This window comes from Hyphomicrobium sp. MC1, from assembly GCF_000253295.1.
Lineage (GTDB): Bacteria > Pseudomonadota > Alphaproteobacteria > Rhizobiales > Hyphomicrobiaceae > Hyphomicrobium_B.
In genome coordinates this window covers 3279541-3298034 of record NC_015717.1, presented here as the reverse complement: position 1 = coordinate 3298034, position 18494 = coordinate 3279541, and the positions used below count along the sequence as shown (strand labels likewise).

Genomic DNA, 18494 nt, shown 5'->3' with positions numbered 1-18494 from the left:
GCCGACCCCTTCAAGGAATGAGATGGCTAAAGTGAAAGACAAAGACCTGCGACGTGAAAGGGGTGAAAGCACGCGGCGCATTCTCATTGATGCTGCCGTGGTGTCCGTGGCCCAGAATGGCTTGGCAGGTACGACACTCAACAGCGTGGCGGGCATAGCCAACGTTTCGCGGGCATTGGTAGGCTTTCACTTCGAATCTAAAGACCAACTGCTGATGGCCGCCATCGCCAGTTCGATCGACATCTACGACGCCAGTCTTCGCGCTGCGCAGGAACGTGCCGACCCCGAGCCGATTGCGCAGCTATGGGCCACCGTTCAACACGATGTCGGATTTGGCGCAAAGCACGGAGACATCCTATCGCTCTGGTGCGCCGCCTGGGGCGAGGCGCGCGGGCTCGATCTCTATCGCGTAGTAGGGCTGCCTTCGGATCATAAGTACAAGGAAGAAATTGCCGACGCGATTTATACGATCACCGGCGATCGCGCCGAGGCAATGAGGCGCGCCGCAGGCATCAATGCGCTCATTTTCGGTGTATGGCTCGAATGCCACCTCGACCCGGAGGGCTTCAAGGTTCAACGCGCTCTCGAAGCGGCAAAGGCGATCATCCATCCCCTCATAGCATCGCAACAACCGTCCCCCGCTTGAAGTCATCACCCATGCAATGCGATTGGGATACGCTGATGATCTCTGATGTCGAACGGAGACTGCGAGGCTGTTATCAGACGGTGTATTTGGATTTACCGCGAAGCCAAGCCTTGACCCAGCAATTTTATGAATATAGCTGTCCAGGCAGACAGGAGATTTTAATTGAACCCTTGCTATCGTTCGTTCGTCGTGTCGAAGCAGCGTCGCAAATCCTGTCTGCCATGAGGGCAACAGGCTTTTTTGCCGGCTGAATTCTGCGGGAAAACGAAAACCAAACGGACTGAATTCGTACGCAACGCAAAAGGATGGTAAATGAGACGGTTATTTATCGCGATGGCATTATTTGTCGGCGCCATGGTCGGTGCTGCGCATGCCGACGAGAGCGCGCCGGAGAAGAATGACAAGACGTCGAACATGGTGGAAATGCCGGCAGCAAACTGGCTGTTCGTGCAGACAGGAACGTCGTTCACCTCCGATGGCAAGACGCTGACGATCCACGGGGTCGCCCCTCAGACACTGATGTTCAGCGATCGGCCGGAACGCATGACGGGCGACGTCTTTACCAGCAAGTTCGTCGACTATTGGACCGGCGGTAAAGACGATTTCGAAAAAGATCCGCCAAATGCGACCGTCTCCACAGTAATTGATGGAAAAACCGATCTCGTTGTCGTGGAGCTTCTCAAGCCGCGTCTCAAGGGCAGCGACCTGACCTACGATATTCGTCCGCTCGACGGAGTCATCCCGGCTTCGGGCAAGGAGATTAGCCTCTTTATCGATTGGTGGTATGGCCCCGGCTGGCATCGCCGTTGGGGTTGGGGATGGGGGCCTGGCCGGTGGGCCGGCGGTAATTGCTGGCGCGGGCCGTGGGGACATCTGCATTGCCGTCCGTGGTGGGGTTACTAAGCCAACATTCGGCACAAGTGCCATTGCAATGGCGCTTGTGTCGGTACTTAAAAAGGACCTAGCGCATGAAACAAGAAGATATCTCGCGGCGAAACGCGCTGCGCCTTGCAGCCACCGGCGTGGGTGCAGCAGCGTTCGCGTCACTCGTGACGAAGGAAGCTGTGGCCTACCAGGGTAATATGGAGCGGGCGATCGGATCGCTGCAGGAAGCCATGCAGTTCCTGCGTGACGCAACGTCAGACAAAGGCGGTCATCGCGAGAAAGCGATGAACTTGATCGAGCAAGCAATTGGCGAAACGCGAGCCGGCATGGCTTATGCCGCCGAGCACTTCGGCGATTGAGACGTTACACGACCTGACAATCGAGATGCAGCCTTTTGCAGCCTCCATTCCAGACGAGGCCGCGTCTTATCAGACGTGGCCTCTTTGCTTTGCGGTGATGTTTTAGAGATCCAGAATGAGGTTCGCGGAAAGCGCTCTTGAGCAGCAAGGCAGAAAGCATGCGTTTGAGGCGCGCTCTGTGGCCGTTAGAAGGTGGTCGCGGTGATCTGGAACGCCACCCAAGATACCTGTCATGCACGTTCCACAAAGGCCTTGCTCACAGGCGACGGGAATCTCGACCCCGTTTCGGGAGAGCGCCTGAACAACCGTCTCGTTCTCTCCAACCATGATTATCGTTCCGCTTCGTGCGAGCGTGACTGTAAAGGAAGTGGCATTTGCGTGAGAGCCTCGCGCCGCAAAATGTTCGAAATGGATTTGATCGTTGGGCCACCCGGACGTAAGTGCGGCATGCACGATATGATCGATAAATCCCGACGGACCGCAGACGTAAATATGCGTCTCGGCATCCGGCATCCTCAGAATTTCAGAGGGATTGAGCGCCTGCTCGGGCGCGGCGTCGTCGAAATGAAAAATGGTGCGATCGGCATAGGGCGACGCCAATATGTCAGCAGAAAAGGCGAGCCGATCAGGAGTTCGGGCGCTGTAGTGCAATTCAAACGGCGAACCCTCGTTCGATAGATGCTCGGCCATGCATAGGATCGGCGTTATTCCTATGCCGCCGGCGAAGAGGATGCTGCCCTTTGCGGTCGGGGCCAAAGGGAAGTTGTTGCGCGGCATCGAGATCGATAGCCGCGATCCGTTTCGAATGATGTCGTGGAGAAATTCAGAGCCACCACGAGAATTCGGCGCACGGAGCACGCCGATCACGTAGCGATGCCGCTCCGAAGGGCTGTTGCAGAGTGAATATTGCCGAACCAGACCCGGAGCCAAATGGACGTCGATATGAGCCCCTGCCGTGAAAGGTGGCAGATCGCTTCCGTCGAGGCTCGTCAGCTCGAATGAAGCGATATTCATCGCTTCATTCTTCTTCGACTTGACTTTGACAGTCAGCGTAGCGTTTTGCATCTGCGCGGCTTGAATGTCTCAACGGCCAGGCGCGCGAGGGCGCCAGGAGCGAATATCCTTCATGATCTCACGAGCGGCGTTTCGGCCTGGAATGCCCGTCACACCGCCGCCAGGATGTGCTCCTGAGCCACAGAGGTAGAGACCTGGAATAGGCGTCCTATAATCGGCATAGCGCGGGACCGGGCGCATCGAGAAAATCTGGTCGAGATGCAGCGCGCCATGGAAGATGTCGCCGCCGGTCAGGCCGAATTCGCGTTCGAGATCGGTAGGGGTGAGAACCTTGCGACCGATGATCGATTTGGCGAAGTTCGGTGCGGCATCGTTCACAACGCGAATGGCAGCATCCGCAGCTTCTTCTCTGCACGAATCCCAGTCGCGGCCATCCGAGAGATTCTTGTTGAAGTGTTGGCAGAAGAGGCTCGCGACATGCTTGCCTTCAGGCGCCAGCGTCTTGTCGACTGTTGATGAGATCCACATTTCGACGGCGGGCTTGCGCGCCCATGCACCTTTCTTGGCATCGTCGTAGGCTTCTTCGAGATATGAGAGAGAAGGCGAGATCAATACCGATCCGCCATGATGAATTCCCTGAGTCTTGCCTGGGCAGCAGGTGAAGTCCGGCAGCTCCGACAGTGCAACGTTGATGCGCAGGGTTGCAGAGTGGTTTTGGTAACTCCCGATCCAGCTACGAACCTCATCTGGTAACAGCGTGCGATCGACAAGTCGTTCGTAAAGCAGCTGCGGATTGACATTGGCGACGACGCGCTTGGCTTTGATCTCGCGGCCGTCGGTCAGGGTAATGCCACTTGCCACGCCACCGCGCGTATTGACTTGCGCCACACGGACGCCGGTTTCGATTTTGACACCGGCCGCGCGGGCGACCTTCGCGATAGCGTCGCTGATGGCTCCCATGCCGCCGATCGCATGGCCCCAGGTTCCTTGCTTGGAGTTGGATTCGCCAAAGCTGTGGTGCAGGACGACATAGGCCGATCCCGGCGCGGTTGGGGGCTGGAAGTTGCCGACCGCCGAGAGCCAGCCATAGCCGCCTTTGATGGCCTCACCTTGAAAATAATGTCCGAGGAAATCCGCCGCCGACATTGTCAGCAGACGCATAAGAACCATTTGTCCGTGTGAGGATAGGCTGCGCGCCTCCAGCGCTGCGCCGATGGCACTCAGGAGGCTAGGCGTGCTGCCGCCAATGTTTGGGGGCGTGCGATCCATGATCGTCCGCACTGCCCCGACGACCTCCGAAAGATCCCGGTCAATGGCTTTGTAGCCGGCGCCGTCGCCAGGGCAAAGCGCATCGAGTTGGCGCACGTAGGAATTCGAGTCGCCAGTGTTCATGAGATACCGGCCGTCGGGGAGTGGAAGAAAGTCGCTGGCCGGCCGTTGAACGATTTGCAGCCCTGCTTGTCTCAAACCAAGCTCGGACACCACGAGCGGGCTCAGCAACCCAGCCAGGTAGGAACACACGGAATTGCGGAATCCGGGGTAAAATTCCTCTGTTACCGCGGCACCCCCGACCACGGGACGCGCCTCGAAGACGCCGACGGAAAGGCCTTTGCGGGCGAGATATGCAGCGGTGACAAGGCCGTTGTGACCTCCGCCAATCACGGCTATGTCAAGTGGGTTGGGCATTGCGAGCTTCCGAAGCTAATAATGTTGGCTGTACGGACAGCTAAATTATGCGGCGTTGGCGAAATTGTCAATTGATCGGTCTGTCATGGCAAAAAAGGCAGTAAAAGACTTGCGTCGTGAGCGCGGCGAAAACACGAGACGCGTTCTCATCGACGCAGCAGTCGTGTCCGTCGCGAAGCATGGTCTGGCGGGAACGACACTCAGTACAGTGGCTGAAATAGCAGGCGTTTCGCGCGCATTAGTGGGGTTTCATTTCGAATCGAAGGACCAGCTTCTTCTGGCTGCCATCGATCACTCCATCGATGTGTACGATGCGAGTCTCCGTGCAGCCCAAACCCACGCTGAGGCAGATCCCAAGTCACGACTTTGGGCGACGGTGGCGCATGATGTGACGTTTTGTACGAAATACGGGGATATTTTGTCGCTCTGGTGTGCGGTGTGGGGCGAGGCGCGGGGGCGCGATCTCTATCAAGTGAGCGGTCTGCCTTCAGATCGCAAATATATGGAAGAGATTGCCGACACTCTTTTCGAAGTGATTGGAAATCGGGCCGAGGCCAGAAAGCGCGCGGTAGGATTGAATGCGTTTCTGTTCGGTCTTTGGCTTGAATGCCATCTCGATCCCAAGGGCTTCAAGCTACAGCGAGCCTTGGATAGCGCGAAGACGATATTTGCAGCTTTTGTAAAGGCTGGGCCGTCTCAGCAATAAATCCATAAGACGCGAGCTTTCTTTTTTCCGCGATTGGCATATCGCGTTGGCGCCCCGCTTTCGAGTTGGCAAGCATCTGAGATTTTGAGCGTTACGGGTTCGCCGTGAACCCAAATTGTCAGCTCACCCTCCAGGACATAGATCGCTTGTTCCTGGTGTTCGATGATGTGCTGGTCACCGGAGTCGGCACCGGGCTCGAATATCGATTCGATGACGGATAGCTTCCCAGCGAGTGATGGCGAGACGAGGTGATCGATGATGCCGCCCGCGTAGCGCAGAGTACGGCGATTGTTGGGGTGCGTAACCCAGCTCCGTTCCGGCGGAGCCGCCATCGCGTAGAAATAGTTGCCCGGAACGCCCAACCGTTCGCTGATAACGCTGAGGTCGAGAACCGTTGGCTGAGAGATTCCCCGTTCGATCTGCGAGATGAATCCCACTGAGCGGCCGACAGCGTCGGCGAGCTCTTGAAGAGTCACGCCCTTTTTGCGCCGCAAGTCGCGGATGAGGGGCCCCAGAGACAGCGGCTCGACCAAGTCCTCGGCCGCAACGGACGTGCTCTTTTTCTTCGTGAAAAATTTATCATTGCTTTTCATGAAATTTCACAATACGTTTTTCATATCGCTTTTCAATCCCTGCTTTTGCTCAATCGAGCAAGCGTCTTCCAGAGGAGGTTTAAGGTGACTTTTACAGCGGCGCCCTTGACGAGAAACGACGTTGAGCTTTCTCTTGCTCCGTTTGGACAATCACGCATGCTGCCTCGTGCAGCTTATGTCGACGATACGATGTTCATGTGGGAAAAACGCCATCTTTTTGATGGTGGTTGGATCTGCGCCGGGCGTTCGAGCCTCATCCCGGGAAAAAGCAGCCAAACCGCAATCTCGCTGAATGGCCGCGGCGTGCTTCTAACGCGCGATGCCACGGGCACGCTCCACGCCTTCGAAAACATTTGCCGACATCGAGGCCATGAGCTGCTCGCCGAGGGTGAGAGCGTGACGAGAAACACAATCGTATGCCCCTATCACGCTTGGGGGTACGGCCTGGACGGTCGTCTTGCGAGCGCCCGTGGTACCCAAAGCATTGCCAATGCGCGTAAGGAAGATCTCGGTTTGACTAAGCTCGGTGTCGCGGAGTGGGGCGGCTGGATTTTTGTCAATGGGTCCGGGGACGCGATGCCCTTCACCAAGCACTTGGGTTTTCTCGACGAGTTCACGAAGAACTGGGAATGCGAGCGATTGGAAATCGGTGGAACGCATAACTATGAACTCAAAGCGAACTGGAAAGTCGCCATCGAGAATTACCACGAGTGTTATCATTGCCCATCGATCCATCCTGCTCTGTGCCGCGTGTCACCGACGACTTCGGGATATCAGTATCGACATCCGTCGGGCTATTATACCGGCGGGTGCATGGAGCTTGTCGAAGGTGCTGAAACGATGAGTTTCTCGGGCCAGTCGAATGGCGTTGTGTTCTCCGGCTTGACCCCTGAGCAGCGGCGTCAGGTTCATTACATAACCTTGTTTCCCGGTTTGCTGATCAGCCTGCATCCCGACTATGTGATGACCCATCGCCTGGAGCCGACGTCGGCAAGCACGTCGCGCGTCGAATGCCAATGGCTCTTTGCTCCGGAAGCTGTGGCGCGCCCGGATTTCGATCCGAGCTACGCCATGGAGTTCTGGGATAAAACAAACCGCGAGGATTGGGGCGCCGTTGAATCGGTGCAGCGTGGTCTTCAATCGGAAAACTACGAGCCGGGTATTTTTGCCGAAGAGGAAGCGGGCGTTTACGACTTCGTCTATCTCGTTGCGAGCAGCTACATCGGTCATCCCGACGTGCCCCATCGCGCATTTAAGAACATCGCGGCCTGATCCTCAGACCACCGAGCAAGTCTCTAATCGGCATTGATGCAGGACCCTCAAAGCGGTCCTGCTTTTTTATTGTGCCCACACTGCTGTATGCGATGCAGCACGCACACTGCGCACCAATCCCCGGTACTGACGCAGCGACGCGAGGTATTGTGCATCGCGATGTGCGCCGACAAATTGTGCAATGCATTGTCTGTATTATGTGCGCGATAGCCCTTGACCGCATGCCTTCGATCTATAAACTAGCTGATCGGACAGTCAGAAATATTGTCGGTTGTAATGAGCCGACGTTAAAGTCGAGAAATCAAAATGAGCAAGCAATACGAATTTTGCGTCGGTGAAGCGACAGTACTCGCCGCCGAGGGTCAGTTTACGGACGCAATGCCTGAAATCATGATCGGGATGACGTCGGGGCCGGTCGGTCAGGCCTTCGCGAATTTGATGGGACAGAGCAAAGGCCACACCTCGATGTTTGCCGTTCGCGCTCTCAATCAGTTGGCGCGCCCGGCAACCATGATGGTACCCAAGGTGACGCTCGAAGATATGGCCAACATCGAATTGTTCGGTGGCCCTGTACAGTCTGGTACTGCAGACGCTGTCGTCGATTGCGTCGCGGAAGGCATCATTCCTCGCGATCTGGTCAACGAACTCTGCATTATCAGCTTGATCTGGCTCGACCCGCGTTGCGCAACGGATGAGAACCTCGATAAGAAGGATCTCTATCGCACATACTATGAGGCGACGAAGCTTGCGATTAAGCGGGCATTGACCGGCGAACCAACGATCGATGAGCTCATCGCCAATCGCCACACAATCAAGCACGACAGCGACGACTGGTCGTGACGTTTTGAAGCCCGGCCGGCGAGGCCGGGCTTCTTTTTGTTTGACGTTCGATTTCAATCGGCGGATCACGCCAGGAAATAGGGACTTGAAAATGACCAGAGTGACGAGGCGCACGGCTTTAACTCTCGCAGGAAGCGCCGCTGTGGCGATGCCCTTCATTAAACGAGCTTATGCGGAAGAGAACACGCTCAACCTCTACAACTGGTCCGACTACATCGGTGAGAATACGATCGCCGATTTCACGAAAGAGACGGGCATCAAGGTCAATTACGATACCTACAGCTCGCAAGAGGAAATGCAGGCCAAGCTGTTGGCGGGCAATTCGGGTTATGATGCCGTTGTCATGCAAGGTTCAATAACGCCGCGCTTCGTGAAAGCCGGCCTGTTCGAGAAGCTTGACCACAGCAAATTGCCCGGCTGGAATAATCTCGATCCCACGATTCTGAAGCTCATGGAGGCTTGGGCGCCGGCAAACCTTTATGGCCTGCCTTATTTCTGGGGTTCTGTCGGCTTCACGTTCAATGTCGATATGGTGAAAAAGAGAATTCCGGATGCAGATTTTAAATCGCTCGATCTCATTTTCAAGCCGGAGTACGCATCGAAGCTCGCCGATTGCGGAATTTCCATCGTGGATGGGCCGCTTGATATGTTTCCCATGGTGATGCGCTATCTCGGCCTGGATGCCGACAAGCCGACGCCGGAGAACATCAAGAAAGTCGTCGACCTCTATAAGCCAGTCCGAAAATATATCCGCGCCTTCGACACCGTGAACTATCTCAACGCGATTCCCAATAAGGAACTGTGCGTCATCAATACCTACTCTGGAGATTATGCGACGGCGAAGCAACGCGCCAAAGATGCCGGCGTCGATATTAATCTCCTCTATGCTGTCCCCAAGACTGGCGCTCCGATATGGGTTGATTGCTGGTGCATGCTCTCCGACAGCAAGCACAAGACCAACGCCTACAAGTTTTTTGAATACCTGCTGCAGCCGCAAGTCATTGCGCAGTGTACCGATCTCGTCCACTACGCGAATGCCAATCTGCCTTCTAAGAAGTTCGTCGATCCGGCAATTCTCAGCGATCCAGCCATTTATCCTGACGCGGACACGATGAAACTGCTTTGGGCGCCGAAACCACTGAGCGATGATGAGACCAAGGCGCTGACGCGCGCCTTCGAACAGATCAAATCTGGTTAAATCGATGCACGCTTCGAGTTTACCGCGAGCGTTCTTTGATGGCTGAGAGCGCGCCCAATCCTATCAAAGAACAGCCGTTCATCCGCATTGATGCCGTTAGCAAGACGTATGGTGATTTCACCGCCGTCGATAACGTCTCTTTGCATATTCGCAAGGGTGAGTTTTTTGCTCTCCTGGGCGGCTCCGGATGCGGGAAAACAACGCTATTGCGGATGTTGGCGGGCTTCGTCGCGCCAACATCCGGCCGCATCTGGATCGACGGGCAGGACATGGAGGGTATTCCCCCATACGACCGTCCCGTAAACATGATGTTCCAATCGTATGCGCTCTTTCCGCATATGACGGTGGAGAAAAACATCGCCTATGGCCTCAAGCACGAGAGTCTGACAGCGGCGGAACGAAGAGAACGCGTTCGCGAGATGCTCGATCTCGTTCAAATGTCGTCGCTCGCCGGTCGCAAGCCGCATCAGCTCTCCGGTGGCCAGCGTCAGCGTGTTGCGCTGGCGCGGGCGCTTGCGAAACAGCCGAAGGTTCTGCTGCTCGATGAGCCGCTTGGAGCGCTCGACAAGAAGCTTCGTGAGCAGACGCAATTCGAACTCACGAATATTCAATACAAGACGGGCATAACGTTCGTTGTTGTGACACACGACCAGGATGAAGCGATGATGCTCGCGTCCCGGATCGCCGTGATGGACAAGGGCAGCGTGCGCCAAGTCGGGAGCGCGACTGAGATCTACGAATATCCGAACTGCCGCATGGTTGCCGGCTTCATCGGCTCGGTAAACATGTTCGACGGTGAGGTCCAGTATTCGTCGGAAAGTGCGATGACGGTTCTCGTGCCGAAGCTTAGTGCGTCGCTTACTGTGAAGCCCGATCATAGGGTATTGCCTGGTGACAAAGTTGGTGTCGCGCTGAGGCCGGAGAAAATCTTCATCAACCGAGAGAAACCAACTGGCGCGCGGAATGCGCTCTCTGGCTTGGTCGACGATCTAGGGTACTTCGGAAAAAACTCGCTCTATCGCATCAAGCTTTCCACGGGAGCCGTGCTGTCCGTCAGTGTGGTGAATGCGCATCGCACGGGGGAGAGCGAGCGCGTGGCGCAGTGGGAAGACGAAGTCTGGCTCAGCTTTGATCCTTCAAGCGTGATCATTCTCACCGAGTAACGACATGGCCTCCTTCCGATATCCGATTGGTGCATGGTTCGCGCGATCAGGTTGGCGGTCGCTTCTAATCGCAGCGCCGTATGGATGGCTGATTGCTTTTTTTCTTGCGCCATTCCTCATCGTTGCGGCGATGAGCTTCGCCATGCCGGCGACGAAGTCACCGCCATTTGCCTTTCTCGCAACTTGGCCATATCTCCGGATCGATAATTTCGTACGTCTTTTCGACGACGAGCTTTTTATCAGAGCGTTTCTCACATCAATTCAGAATGCGGGGCTGGCAACATTTCTCTGCCTTGTTATCGGATATCCGATGGCCCTGTGCCTGACGCGTATCGGACGTCGTTGGCGCAACATTCTACTGATGCTGATTATCCTGCCATTCTGGACGTCATTTCTCTTGCGGATCTATGCTTGGATCGGCCTGATGGGGACGAACAGTTGGTTCAACAAAGGCCTCACGGCTGTCGTAAATAGTTTTATGCCGGCGGCATGGGCGATCCCATCCATTCAAATGATGAATACGAATTTCGCTGTGATTCTTGTCATGGTTTACACCTACCTGCCGTTCATGATTCTGCCGCTCTACGCCAACCTGGAGCGGCTCGATACGACGCTGAACGAAGCCGCGCTCGACCTGGGTTCGAGGCCTTGGGAAGTTTTCAAGGATGTCACCCTGCCGCTTTCAATTCCCGGAATCATTTCAGGTGGGTTGTTGGTATTTATCCCAACGTCGGGCGAACTGATCATTCCGAGCCTCGTCGGGAATGCTGCTGACCCGATGCTCGGAAGTGTAATTCGGGATCAGTTTTCATCAGCTGTTGACTGGCCGATGGCTTCGGCAGTCGCTGTTGGATTGCTCCTGTTGCTTGTTTTCCCGATGATGGCCTACAACTACTTCGAGGCTAAAGCCCATCTGCGGCGGGATGGCTTGCAATGAACAGCCGCTCGACATTTTTGATAAGTTGCCTGTGTTTCGGGTTTGCGTTTTTCTACGTCCCGATTCTTTCGATGATTTTGTTTTCGTTCAATCGCTCACGCCTCGTCACAGTATGGGGCGGATTTTCAACTCAATGGTATGCTAAACTCTGGAACAACCATCAGATCATCGAGGCGACATTACTTTCCCTGAAAATCGCGGTCGTCAGCGCAACTTTCGCGACGATTCTAGGCACTATGGCGGGAATTGCGCTGGCTCGGTTCAAGCGATTCCGTGGGCGTACGGTGTTTTCGGGGTTAGTAAATGCGCCGCTGGTCATGCCCGACGTCATTACGGGCATATCGCTCCTGATGTTATTTATTTTATTGTCCAGCTGGACCGGTTGGCCTGGCAGCCGAGGGTTCTCGACAATAACGATTGCGCACATCACGTTCGCAATGACCTACGTGGCAACAATCGTACAATCTCGACTATCCTCGTTCGACATCGAGCTGGAGGAAGCCGCTCTCGATCTGGGCTCAAGGCCTTGGCAGGTTTTAAAGGATGTCACGCTGCCGATTATCTCGCCGTCAATTTTTTCAGGTTGGCTTCTCGCCTTCACGCTTTCGCTCGACGACGTCGTCATCACGAGTTTCACGACCGGGCCTGGCACGGTGACGCTGCCAATTCTCATTTGGAGCAAGGTGAAGCTTGGGGTTACGCCCGATATCAACGCGCTGGCGACGCTCATAATATGCGCCGTTGGCTTAGGCGTCGTTTTGGCAGGTGTCATCATGCATCGCAATGAAACACGTCGACAACGAGATGCTCAGCTTGCTCTTCGCCTGCCGGGCCGCCCTTGAATAGCAAAACCGCTTGCGACGACTTCAGATGCGTGGGAGCCGGATTCCAAGCTTCCAGGCGCGGTCAACCTCAGTTCAGAAAATCTCATTGATCTTAAATTATGTACTAATGTCGAGCTAGCTAAAGCAAATCGGATTTTTCCAACGTAGACGAATAAAAAATGCCGCACGACGCATCACCAGAAATAGCTATTGACCGCGGCGCTGCCTCGTCGCATGGCGCTGTTACGCAAAACTGATTGGGCGGCATGCGGTCACCGGAAGCCACAGCTGCTCCTCCGCTTTAAAGAAGCCAATTTTTTTGCGCCGGGCGCAGCAAGATGGGAAATTGGTATGAGTCGATATCATTATGCGCGTAATATTATTGCGCCATAATATAATTGTGTAATGAGGACTCTCTAAAAGCAGCCGTAGGCGGAATTCTATCCGGTTAAGGAAAAGAAAATGCAATCCACAATTGATATGGTTGATGCTCTTTTAGGCGACCTATCTGAAGCGCTGGGCGAGCGCATCGCGTTAGACGATAGCGGGCGCTGCGGGCTTGTCTTCTCGGGCGAAATTGAAATCATCATTGAGTTTGTGCCGGACGAAGAGCAACTAACGTTCTGCAGCGAGATCTTGAGGCCGCGGCCGGAGGATTATGCGTGTTTCAGGGCTGCCCTTGCGATGAACTACGGACGCCTCCCTGCAGGTGTTTGGATAGCATTGGATTCTAAGACGGGAATTATCCTCTTGTACGCCGCACTGCCGATTAGAGGAGTAGGTGGTGAGGCTGTGCTTAAACTGGTCGGTCGGCTCGTTGATCTTTCGCAGACACTTAGAGAGGAACTATCTCTCACTCCATTTGTGGCCAGTAGTCCTGGTGATTTTTCTAGCCTCCAGAACGCTGGCGCAAGCATCGTCCGCGGCTAATGAGGGGATACTCTGTGACCTTTCCATCAACGGCCGTCATGGCGAATTGCGACAGAACTAGGCGAATACTCATTGCATAACGACGCTGGCGCTGCAGGGGATACGTGGAAAATATTGAGGCCACACTATGAAATCGTCTTTTTCCGGCGGGTTCGTTTCTCCCATATTTCTGCCGTTTATCTCGAGCCATCGAACGGTATCGCCATCATCTAAGTTTGGTCTGCAGTTTACATCGGAAGGAAGCGATACGGTCAAACGCCTGAAGGATGCCTTTCGGTCAACGAAGCCTGGCAGTCAGGTCCTTACGGGCGGACCAGATATCCGCTACATACGCAGCGCCCATTCTGGCATCTTCAGCCTTAGTCGTTTTCAGCGTGTGACGTCGCCCCAAGGCTCGCAACAGCCTGAAGGTGAGCTGCAGGCCGCGGACGTGGCTGCGCAGATTGACCAGCAAGAGGCGCCAATACGCTCGTCGCAGTCTGAGCAGATGGCTCAACAATCTGCTCAGACTGCGACGCAACGGGAACGCAAGGATGCGATCCTGCAGAAAGTTGGCGGGGATTTTGCTGTATGGTCCAATGAGGAACGAGCGGCGCCAGCGCCTGGGAGAAAAAGCAACGACGCGATGCGGCATTCTGTATTTCGCCGCGCGGAGGTAACGAAGGCGGTTCGTGACGGCATCGCCGAACTTCGTATGATGGAAGCAGAAACGGAACGGGCGGCGAAGCAAGAACACGGTGGTTCCGCACTGGTGGAGGAGCTGGCAGGTGCCCGGCAGCAGCTGCTGCTTAGGGCGCTCCACATCAGCTATCCCGGATTGGTGCTAGATCTGAAGAATACTGACCGGGCTCCCACGGCAAACGAGATGGACGGGCTAGGCAGGGCGCTTCGGGATTTGGACGATCTTCTGAATCAGGCAGGTGGCGGCGGACAGGATACGCTTCTCATGATTGAGATCATGGGACGGATGGGGCGGAATGGGGAATTCCTGAATTCCCCTATCGGGTCTCAGCGCGCTGCGGGAATAGCCGGGATGACCGCTATTACCGAAACGATCCTTGATGCGGTACGGCCGCCAAATGATGGCGTCGCCCTTAATAGTCTCATGGGGCTCTCGACGCAGCTCGACGGGGTGCTCATGGCTGTGCGCAAGCAAGCCATCGAGCGGGTCTTAACCGCCGCGTGCACAATCGAGAAGCAGCTGCCAGTATCCGCGTTGAGCGATGCGGATCGCGCGTCGATAGCAACGACGGCTCAAACGATTGTTCAACAGGATGCCGAGTTCGCGCGCGCTCGACAGCAGCTTCGCGTGGCTCTGCAACGGGCAAACATCCCTTTCACCATGAATGGACTTGGCGGCGTGCGGGTCGATGCAGGTCTTGTCGTTGCCCTGCGCAGAAAGCTAGGGAACAAGGCGGAGGAAGTCGGCGTCATCATTGCCGCGCTGATATCGTTAGAGCGCAATGCGTGCGAAAGTCAGGAAAGCCGCCGGTTACTCACGGCGGTCGATCGGCTGCTGACCGAAGCGCGACTTCGCCTTGATGAAGTCGAAGTGCCGCGTGCAAAGGCGCTGGGCGAACTCCAACATAGCCTTGCGAATGGCAAAGCCACGCTAAAGGAGCTGTCCCGACTTGGCGAAGAATATCACATGACTCAACTAGAAGGCAGAATCCAAGCACTAGAGAGTCAGATCAAGGACATGGAGCGCCCTGAGCCAGTATTGAAAGGTCTTCGCGATGACGTACGCGCGTTGGTCCGTCGGCGCGACTCCTTGCTGGGGGAAGGAGAGTTGGCCGCCGAAAGGTACCGGGAAGCTTCCAAAGCGTCTCAGGAACTGAGGCAGCGTGAAGCGTCCGAACCAGAGCATCTGCCCCTCCAGCAAAACCAAGGTGCCCTTCCTGGTGGCCGGTCTGAAGCCGCAAAGCGCGCCACAGCATACTGGAATAGTCGACGGGACGACCTCCAGATTGCATTGGGTGATACCCAGCTGGAGATCGATTTCGCCAGGGGGCAGCTTGATAGATACCGCAATCAAGGTAGCGGATCTGCGAACGGTCCGCGTGACGATAAAGGCTCCCCCGAATTGCATTGGGCGACGCAGAACTTAAAGAGAGCTGAAGAAAAGCTTACAGAACAGGATGCCGCCGTCGAGAAAAGCCGATCTTATCTCGATGCTGTGCAAACTGGTGGGCTGAGCAAAGAAGAATTGAAGAAGCTCGGGCTGACAGATGCCGAATCTAGCACGGCGCTGAGTACAATTATTCAATTGGCCAGGCAGGGCGTAAGCAGCGCGGCCCAGGCAGCCGAAGTGGTCAGCAGCATCAACAAGCATTTCGATCGTATTGGGGGGCGCGAGTATCATACCGATCAGGCGCTGACGGGATCGTTCGAGAAGTCCGGAACCAACGAATATCGGGCGAAAAAGTTTGGCGATATTCTTGCGCAAAACCTTACCGGAACTACGGAGAAGCTCGAAGGTGAGACGATGATTGCGGCTCTCCATGAAAAGCTTGTCGGCTTGCTTCCCGGCGCCGATCAGCCGGCAGGACCGCTGGATGCCTCCCTGCAGCGCTACGCCGAGTTCGAACGAAGGATGGTGGACATCGCGGCCCGGCAGAACCGCCTTCAAGCTGACCAGATACACAACGAGGAGGTTTTGAAAGCCTTCAATCTCAACAAGAAGAAGCAGCTCGATCTCGCTCACCCCGCCGGCTTGACGCCATCCAAGCTGATCATTGAAGCACAGGGGCTACTTGGCGAGGCGACCCGTTTCGAGGATCTGCCTCCCAAGAAACGGGCGCGGCTACAAGAAATACGCAAGCAGCTTCGTGGTTTCGATCGGAATGAAATGTCGCTGCCTCGGCTGCAGATTGGCAGGCCCATGCTCGACGAGGCTGCCTTTATTGCGCTTGTCAAGGATCAACAGGTCGAACAAGTCGCAAGATCGATCTGTTTCATCCGTGAGGTCGCACTTGAACGGCGCAGGGCGTTGGAACTGGAGGCGAACGGCATCCTGCTGGGAATGGACGAAATTGCGGCCGATCGCACGGACTTGCTGACGGAGGGCGGCATCGCGCTGCGCGACACGATCCGACTGGCGATCCTGACGAGATTTGCGGAGGTTAACGCGAAGGAAGGCGCTACCATCGCGACCTTCTGTCCGGCGGATCACGCGGCGCAGATAAATCAATGGCTCGCCGATGTTGGGGTGGATGTGAATCGGTTTCGGCCGGAGATCAACGCGATCCTGTCTGAAAGTTTCGGACCGGACGAACTCAACCTCTGGGTCGAGAGCACGTCCAAAACCCCCGCTTACGAGGCCGCAATCAAGAGAAATGCGGAGACTGAAGGCGAGGCGCTTCAGGGGAAGGACCGGCGCGGCGGCTTGAAGACAGAGACGAAAGTAAAGCTACTAAATTATCTAGATCACTTGTCCGTCGGTGGAAGCGTGGAACTCACAGCCAACCATGCAGTGGAAGTGAGGTCGCCCGTACTTCCAATCAGCGGGGGCATCACCGGCGATGTTCGCGTCACTGGAGGAGCTATGTCCATGCTCAAGATCTCCCGCGCCCCCAACGGATACGAGGTGCTTGTTCGAAACGGCTTTAAAGGTGGGTTCGGAGCGAGGGCGCGTGTGGAGCCCTTGATGCTTGGCAAGGTCGGCTTGACCCTCATGGTGAGGGCGGGGTTCACGGCATCGGGCTGGAGTTTGAGCGGCGTATCCCTCCGCTTCCCCGGTGATGAAGCCGGGCTGGAGGATCTCAAGGCGGTCATGGAAACGATACTCACCGAAAAAGCAATCGAGCCGACGGACCTGGCGCAAGTGCAAGAGATCACCCCGATCGTCGAGAGCAGCGGCCGGTTCGACACAAACATCATCGGCCGCGTCTCGTTCGACCCGTTTCAGTCAGACACCGAATGGCACGAGCATGTCGACGGCGAGTATGATCGATATGTACATGCGCGCGTGCGCATGTCTGCAGAGGTCACGGCAGGCGGCAGCAATTACACAGCCAATCTCGCAAATACGAACGGGATACTCATCAAGCGCGAAAAAGATTTTGCGATAGGCCTTTCGGCGACGGCCTCATTGTTGAATGGAAAGTATGGGGCGAATTTAAACGAGAGTGCACGGCAAGACATATCCGAGCCAGAAGCCCCAGGCACGGACGTGATCGCCTTTGGTGCTAAAACCTCTCTCTATATCAAACTGAGGCGCGCCGAGGCGCGGGGAGTGGATGGCCTGTTAGAGAAGGGCACGCAGATTTCGCGCGAAATGTATGTGCCGCTAGGTGTTGGGCAAGCAGCGATCCGTTTTATGGGTGGAGGAGCGTTACAGGATGCTCTTAAGAAGACGATGGACAAGAGAATCCTGGAGGATGTTCGCGCGCTCATTACAATGGCCGGAGAGAACGACAAAGTCAGGATCGTGTTTACGCTTGATGAGCGCATCCGCGCCCATGCGAACACTCTGCTGACGGAAGCACGTGCCCTACGGGAGGGGCGCATGCCCGCGAAAGATGCAAAGGACGTGGAGGTCCGAGCCAAAGAGATTGAGCGGACAGTCGAGAACTTGCTCGACGATAACAACAACTACAACGCATCCAAGTTTATGTTGATGCCGACGCAGGCAAGCCGTGAGCAGCTCTCGCTCATCAATCTAGCCGTTGTTCACTGGGTGACCTATACGGATGCCAATGTTGAGCAAGTGGCGCTTGAGGTCTCTCTCGACCAGGAGCTGGCTGAGCAGGTAAATGCCAAACGCACTTTTGCGCGTGCTTCCGCCGCGAAGTTGGCGACGACCGAAGTCCAAGCGTAGACTCGATACTCCACTTCGGAGGCATGGAGAATGGACCGGATGCGCAGCCAAGAGCGGATTGTTCAGAGCCGACATAACTGAGGTCCGAATTCGCGCATTTGCAGCGACAACAGGCCTCGACTTCTGCCGCAAAGGACGCATTGGTGGGTGTGACTAGCGCCGATGTTAACGGTCGCCGAGTTTTTGAGGGCTCGCCTCGCGGAACGCGGGGCTTTGGGTGGTGGAAGCGCCGATTGGGGCGCGTCCTTAAATCCAGGAGCCAAACATGACGTCAGTTGAAACCATCGCATCCACTCTGACAAAACGCGGATCGCGGAACAAAGCCGCAAAAACAAGGCTGGCAGCCAAGCAGCCATCAGAAGCACCGACCGCAAGTAAAGCCACTGTCGGCGACGGCTCGCTCACGGAGCGCGTCACAAAGCATGATCGCGTACTTACGCTTCTTACGCGACGCGAAGGCGCGACTATTCCGGAAATGATGGAAGCGACGGATTGGCAGCAACACAGCGTCCGTGGCTTCCTCGCCGGTACGGTTAAAAGGAAGCTCGGCTTCACGCTGACGTCGAAGAAGCTTGAGGGCGAGCTTCGCCGCTATCGCATCGAAACGAAACGCGGTCGCTGA

Annotated in this window: 16 protein-coding genes; 13 read left to right on the top strand and 3 right to left on the bottom strand. The window is 55.8% G+C overall.

What is annotated here, in order from left to right:
- Nucleotides 1-22 precede the first annotated feature (22 nt).
- The 3 genes from HYPMC_RS23370 to HYPMC_RS15925 all read left to right on the top strand — a co-directional run bounded on the left by HYPMC_RS23370 (nt 23) and on the right by HYPMC_RS15925 (nt 1890).
- Nucleotides 23-646: a TetR family transcriptional regulator C-terminal domain-containing protein gene (locus HYPMC_RS23370; RefSeq protein ID WP_013949054.1), complete on the top strand. Its 624-nt coding sequence runs from the start codon at nt 23-25 to the stop codon at nt 644-646.
- A 312-nt stretch (nt 647-958) separates the two neighbouring features.
- Nucleotides 959-1549 (top strand): hypothetical protein, encoded by a 591-nt coding sequence (locus HYPMC_RS23365; RefSeq protein WP_013949053.1) that lies wholly within the window; start codon nt 959-961, stop codon nt 1547-1549.
- Nucleotides 1550-1614: 65 nt separating this feature from the next.
- Nucleotides 1615-1890 (top strand): twin-arginine translocation signal domain-containing protein, encoded by a 276-nt coding sequence (locus HYPMC_RS15925; protein ID WP_157135459.1) that lies wholly within the window; start codon nt 1615-1617, stop codon nt 1888-1890.
- A 102-nt stretch (nt 1891-1992) separates the two neighbouring features.
- Here HYPMC_RS15925 and HYPMC_RS15920 read toward each other — a convergent pair whose 3' ends face one another.
- Together HYPMC_RS15920 and HYPMC_RS15915 are read right to left on the bottom strand one after the other, a co-directional pair.
- Complete coding sequence (locus HYPMC_RS15920; RefSeq protein ID WP_013949051.1) at nt 1993-2955, bottom strand: PDR/VanB family oxidoreductase; 963 nt, start codon at nt 2953-2955, stop codon at nt 1993-1995.
- An 18-nt stretch (nt 2956-2973) separates the two neighbouring features.
- Complete coding sequence (locus HYPMC_RS15915; protein ID WP_013949050.1) at nt 2974-4590, bottom strand: NAD(P)/FAD-dependent oxidoreductase; 1617 nt, start codon at nt 4588-4590, stop codon at nt 2974-2976.
- 85 nt (nt 4591-4675) lie between these two features.
- On the opposite strand from HYPMC_RS15915, the gene HYPMC_RS15910 reads away from it, so the two are divergent.
- On the top strand, nt 4676-5296 hold the full coding sequence (locus HYPMC_RS15910; protein WP_013949049.1) for a TetR family transcriptional regulator: 621 nt from the start codon (nt 4676-4678) through the stop codon (nt 5294-5296).
- Here HYPMC_RS15910 and HYPMC_RS15905 read toward each other — a convergent pair.
- Complete coding sequence (locus HYPMC_RS15905; protein WP_013949048.1) at nt 5287-5889, bottom strand: helix-turn-helix domain-containing protein; 603 nt, start codon at nt 5887-5889, stop codon at nt 5287-5289. The genes HYPMC_RS15910 and HYPMC_RS15905 overlap by 10 nt on opposite strands.
- A gap of 156 nt (nt 5890-6045) precedes the next feature.
- Here HYPMC_RS15905 and HYPMC_RS15900 point away from each other — a divergent pair, with 156 nt between their 5' ends.
- The 9 genes from HYPMC_RS15900 (at nt 6046) to HYPMC_RS15860 (ending at nt 18494) form a co-directional block, all read left to right on the top strand.
- Nucleotides 6046-7161, top strand: coding sequence for an aromatic ring-hydroxylating dioxygenase subunit alpha (locus HYPMC_RS15900; RefSeq protein ID WP_050976811.1), 1116 nt, complete (start codon nt 6046-6048; stop codon nt 7159-7161).
- Nucleotides 7162-7467: 306 nt separating this feature from the next.
- Complete coding sequence (gene fae, locus HYPMC_RS15895; RefSeq protein ID WP_013949046.1) at nt 7468-8001, top strand: formaldehyde-activating enzyme; 534 nt, start codon at nt 7468-7470, stop codon at nt 7999-8001.
- A gap of 91 nt (nt 8002-8092) precedes the next feature.
- Entirely contained in the window at nt 8093-9199 is a 1107-nt protein-coding gene (locus HYPMC_RS15890) for a polyamine ABC transporter substrate-binding protein (RefSeq protein ID WP_013949045.1), read from the top strand.
- Nucleotides 9200-9237: 38 nt separating this feature from the next.
- On the top strand, nt 9238-10362 hold the full coding sequence (locus HYPMC_RS15885) for an ABC transporter ATP-binding protein (protein ID WP_013949044.1): 1125 nt from the start codon (nt 9238-9240) through the stop codon (nt 10360-10362).
- A gap of 142 nt (nt 10363-10504) precedes the next feature.
- Nucleotides 10505-11299 carry an ABC transporter permease gene (locus HYPMC_RS15880; protein ID WP_197535963.1) on the top strand — a complete coding sequence of 265 codons (795 nt, stop codon included), beginning with the start codon at nt 10505-10507 and terminating at the stop codon, nt 11297-11299.
- The gene (locus tag HYPMC_RS15875; protein ID WP_013949042.1) at nt 11296-12141 is read left to right on the top strand and encodes an ABC transporter permease subunit; all 846 of its coding nucleotides are present in this window, start codon (nt 11296-11298) and stop codon (nt 12139-12141) included. The genes HYPMC_RS15880 and HYPMC_RS15875 overlap by 4 nt, the downstream gene beginning before the upstream one ends.
- A gap of 444 nt (nt 12142-12585) precedes the next feature.
- On the top strand, nt 12586-13053 hold the full coding sequence (locus HYPMC_RS15870) for a CesT family type III secretion system chaperone (protein WP_013949041.1): 468 nt from the start codon (nt 12586-12588) through the stop codon (nt 13051-13053).
- A 127-nt stretch (nt 13054-13180) separates the two neighbouring features.
- Nucleotides 13181-17872 carry a hypothetical protein gene (locus HYPMC_RS15865; RefSeq protein ID WP_013949040.1) on the top strand — a complete coding sequence of 1564 codons (4692 nt, stop codon included), beginning with the start codon at nt 13181-13183 and terminating at the stop codon, nt 17870-17872.
- A 265-nt stretch (nt 17873-18137) separates the two neighbouring features.
- Nucleotides 18138-18494: a DUF3489 domain-containing protein gene (locus tag HYPMC_RS15860; RefSeq protein ID WP_013949039.1), complete on the top strand. Its 357-nt coding sequence runs from the start codon at nt 18138-18140 to the stop codon at nt 18492-18494.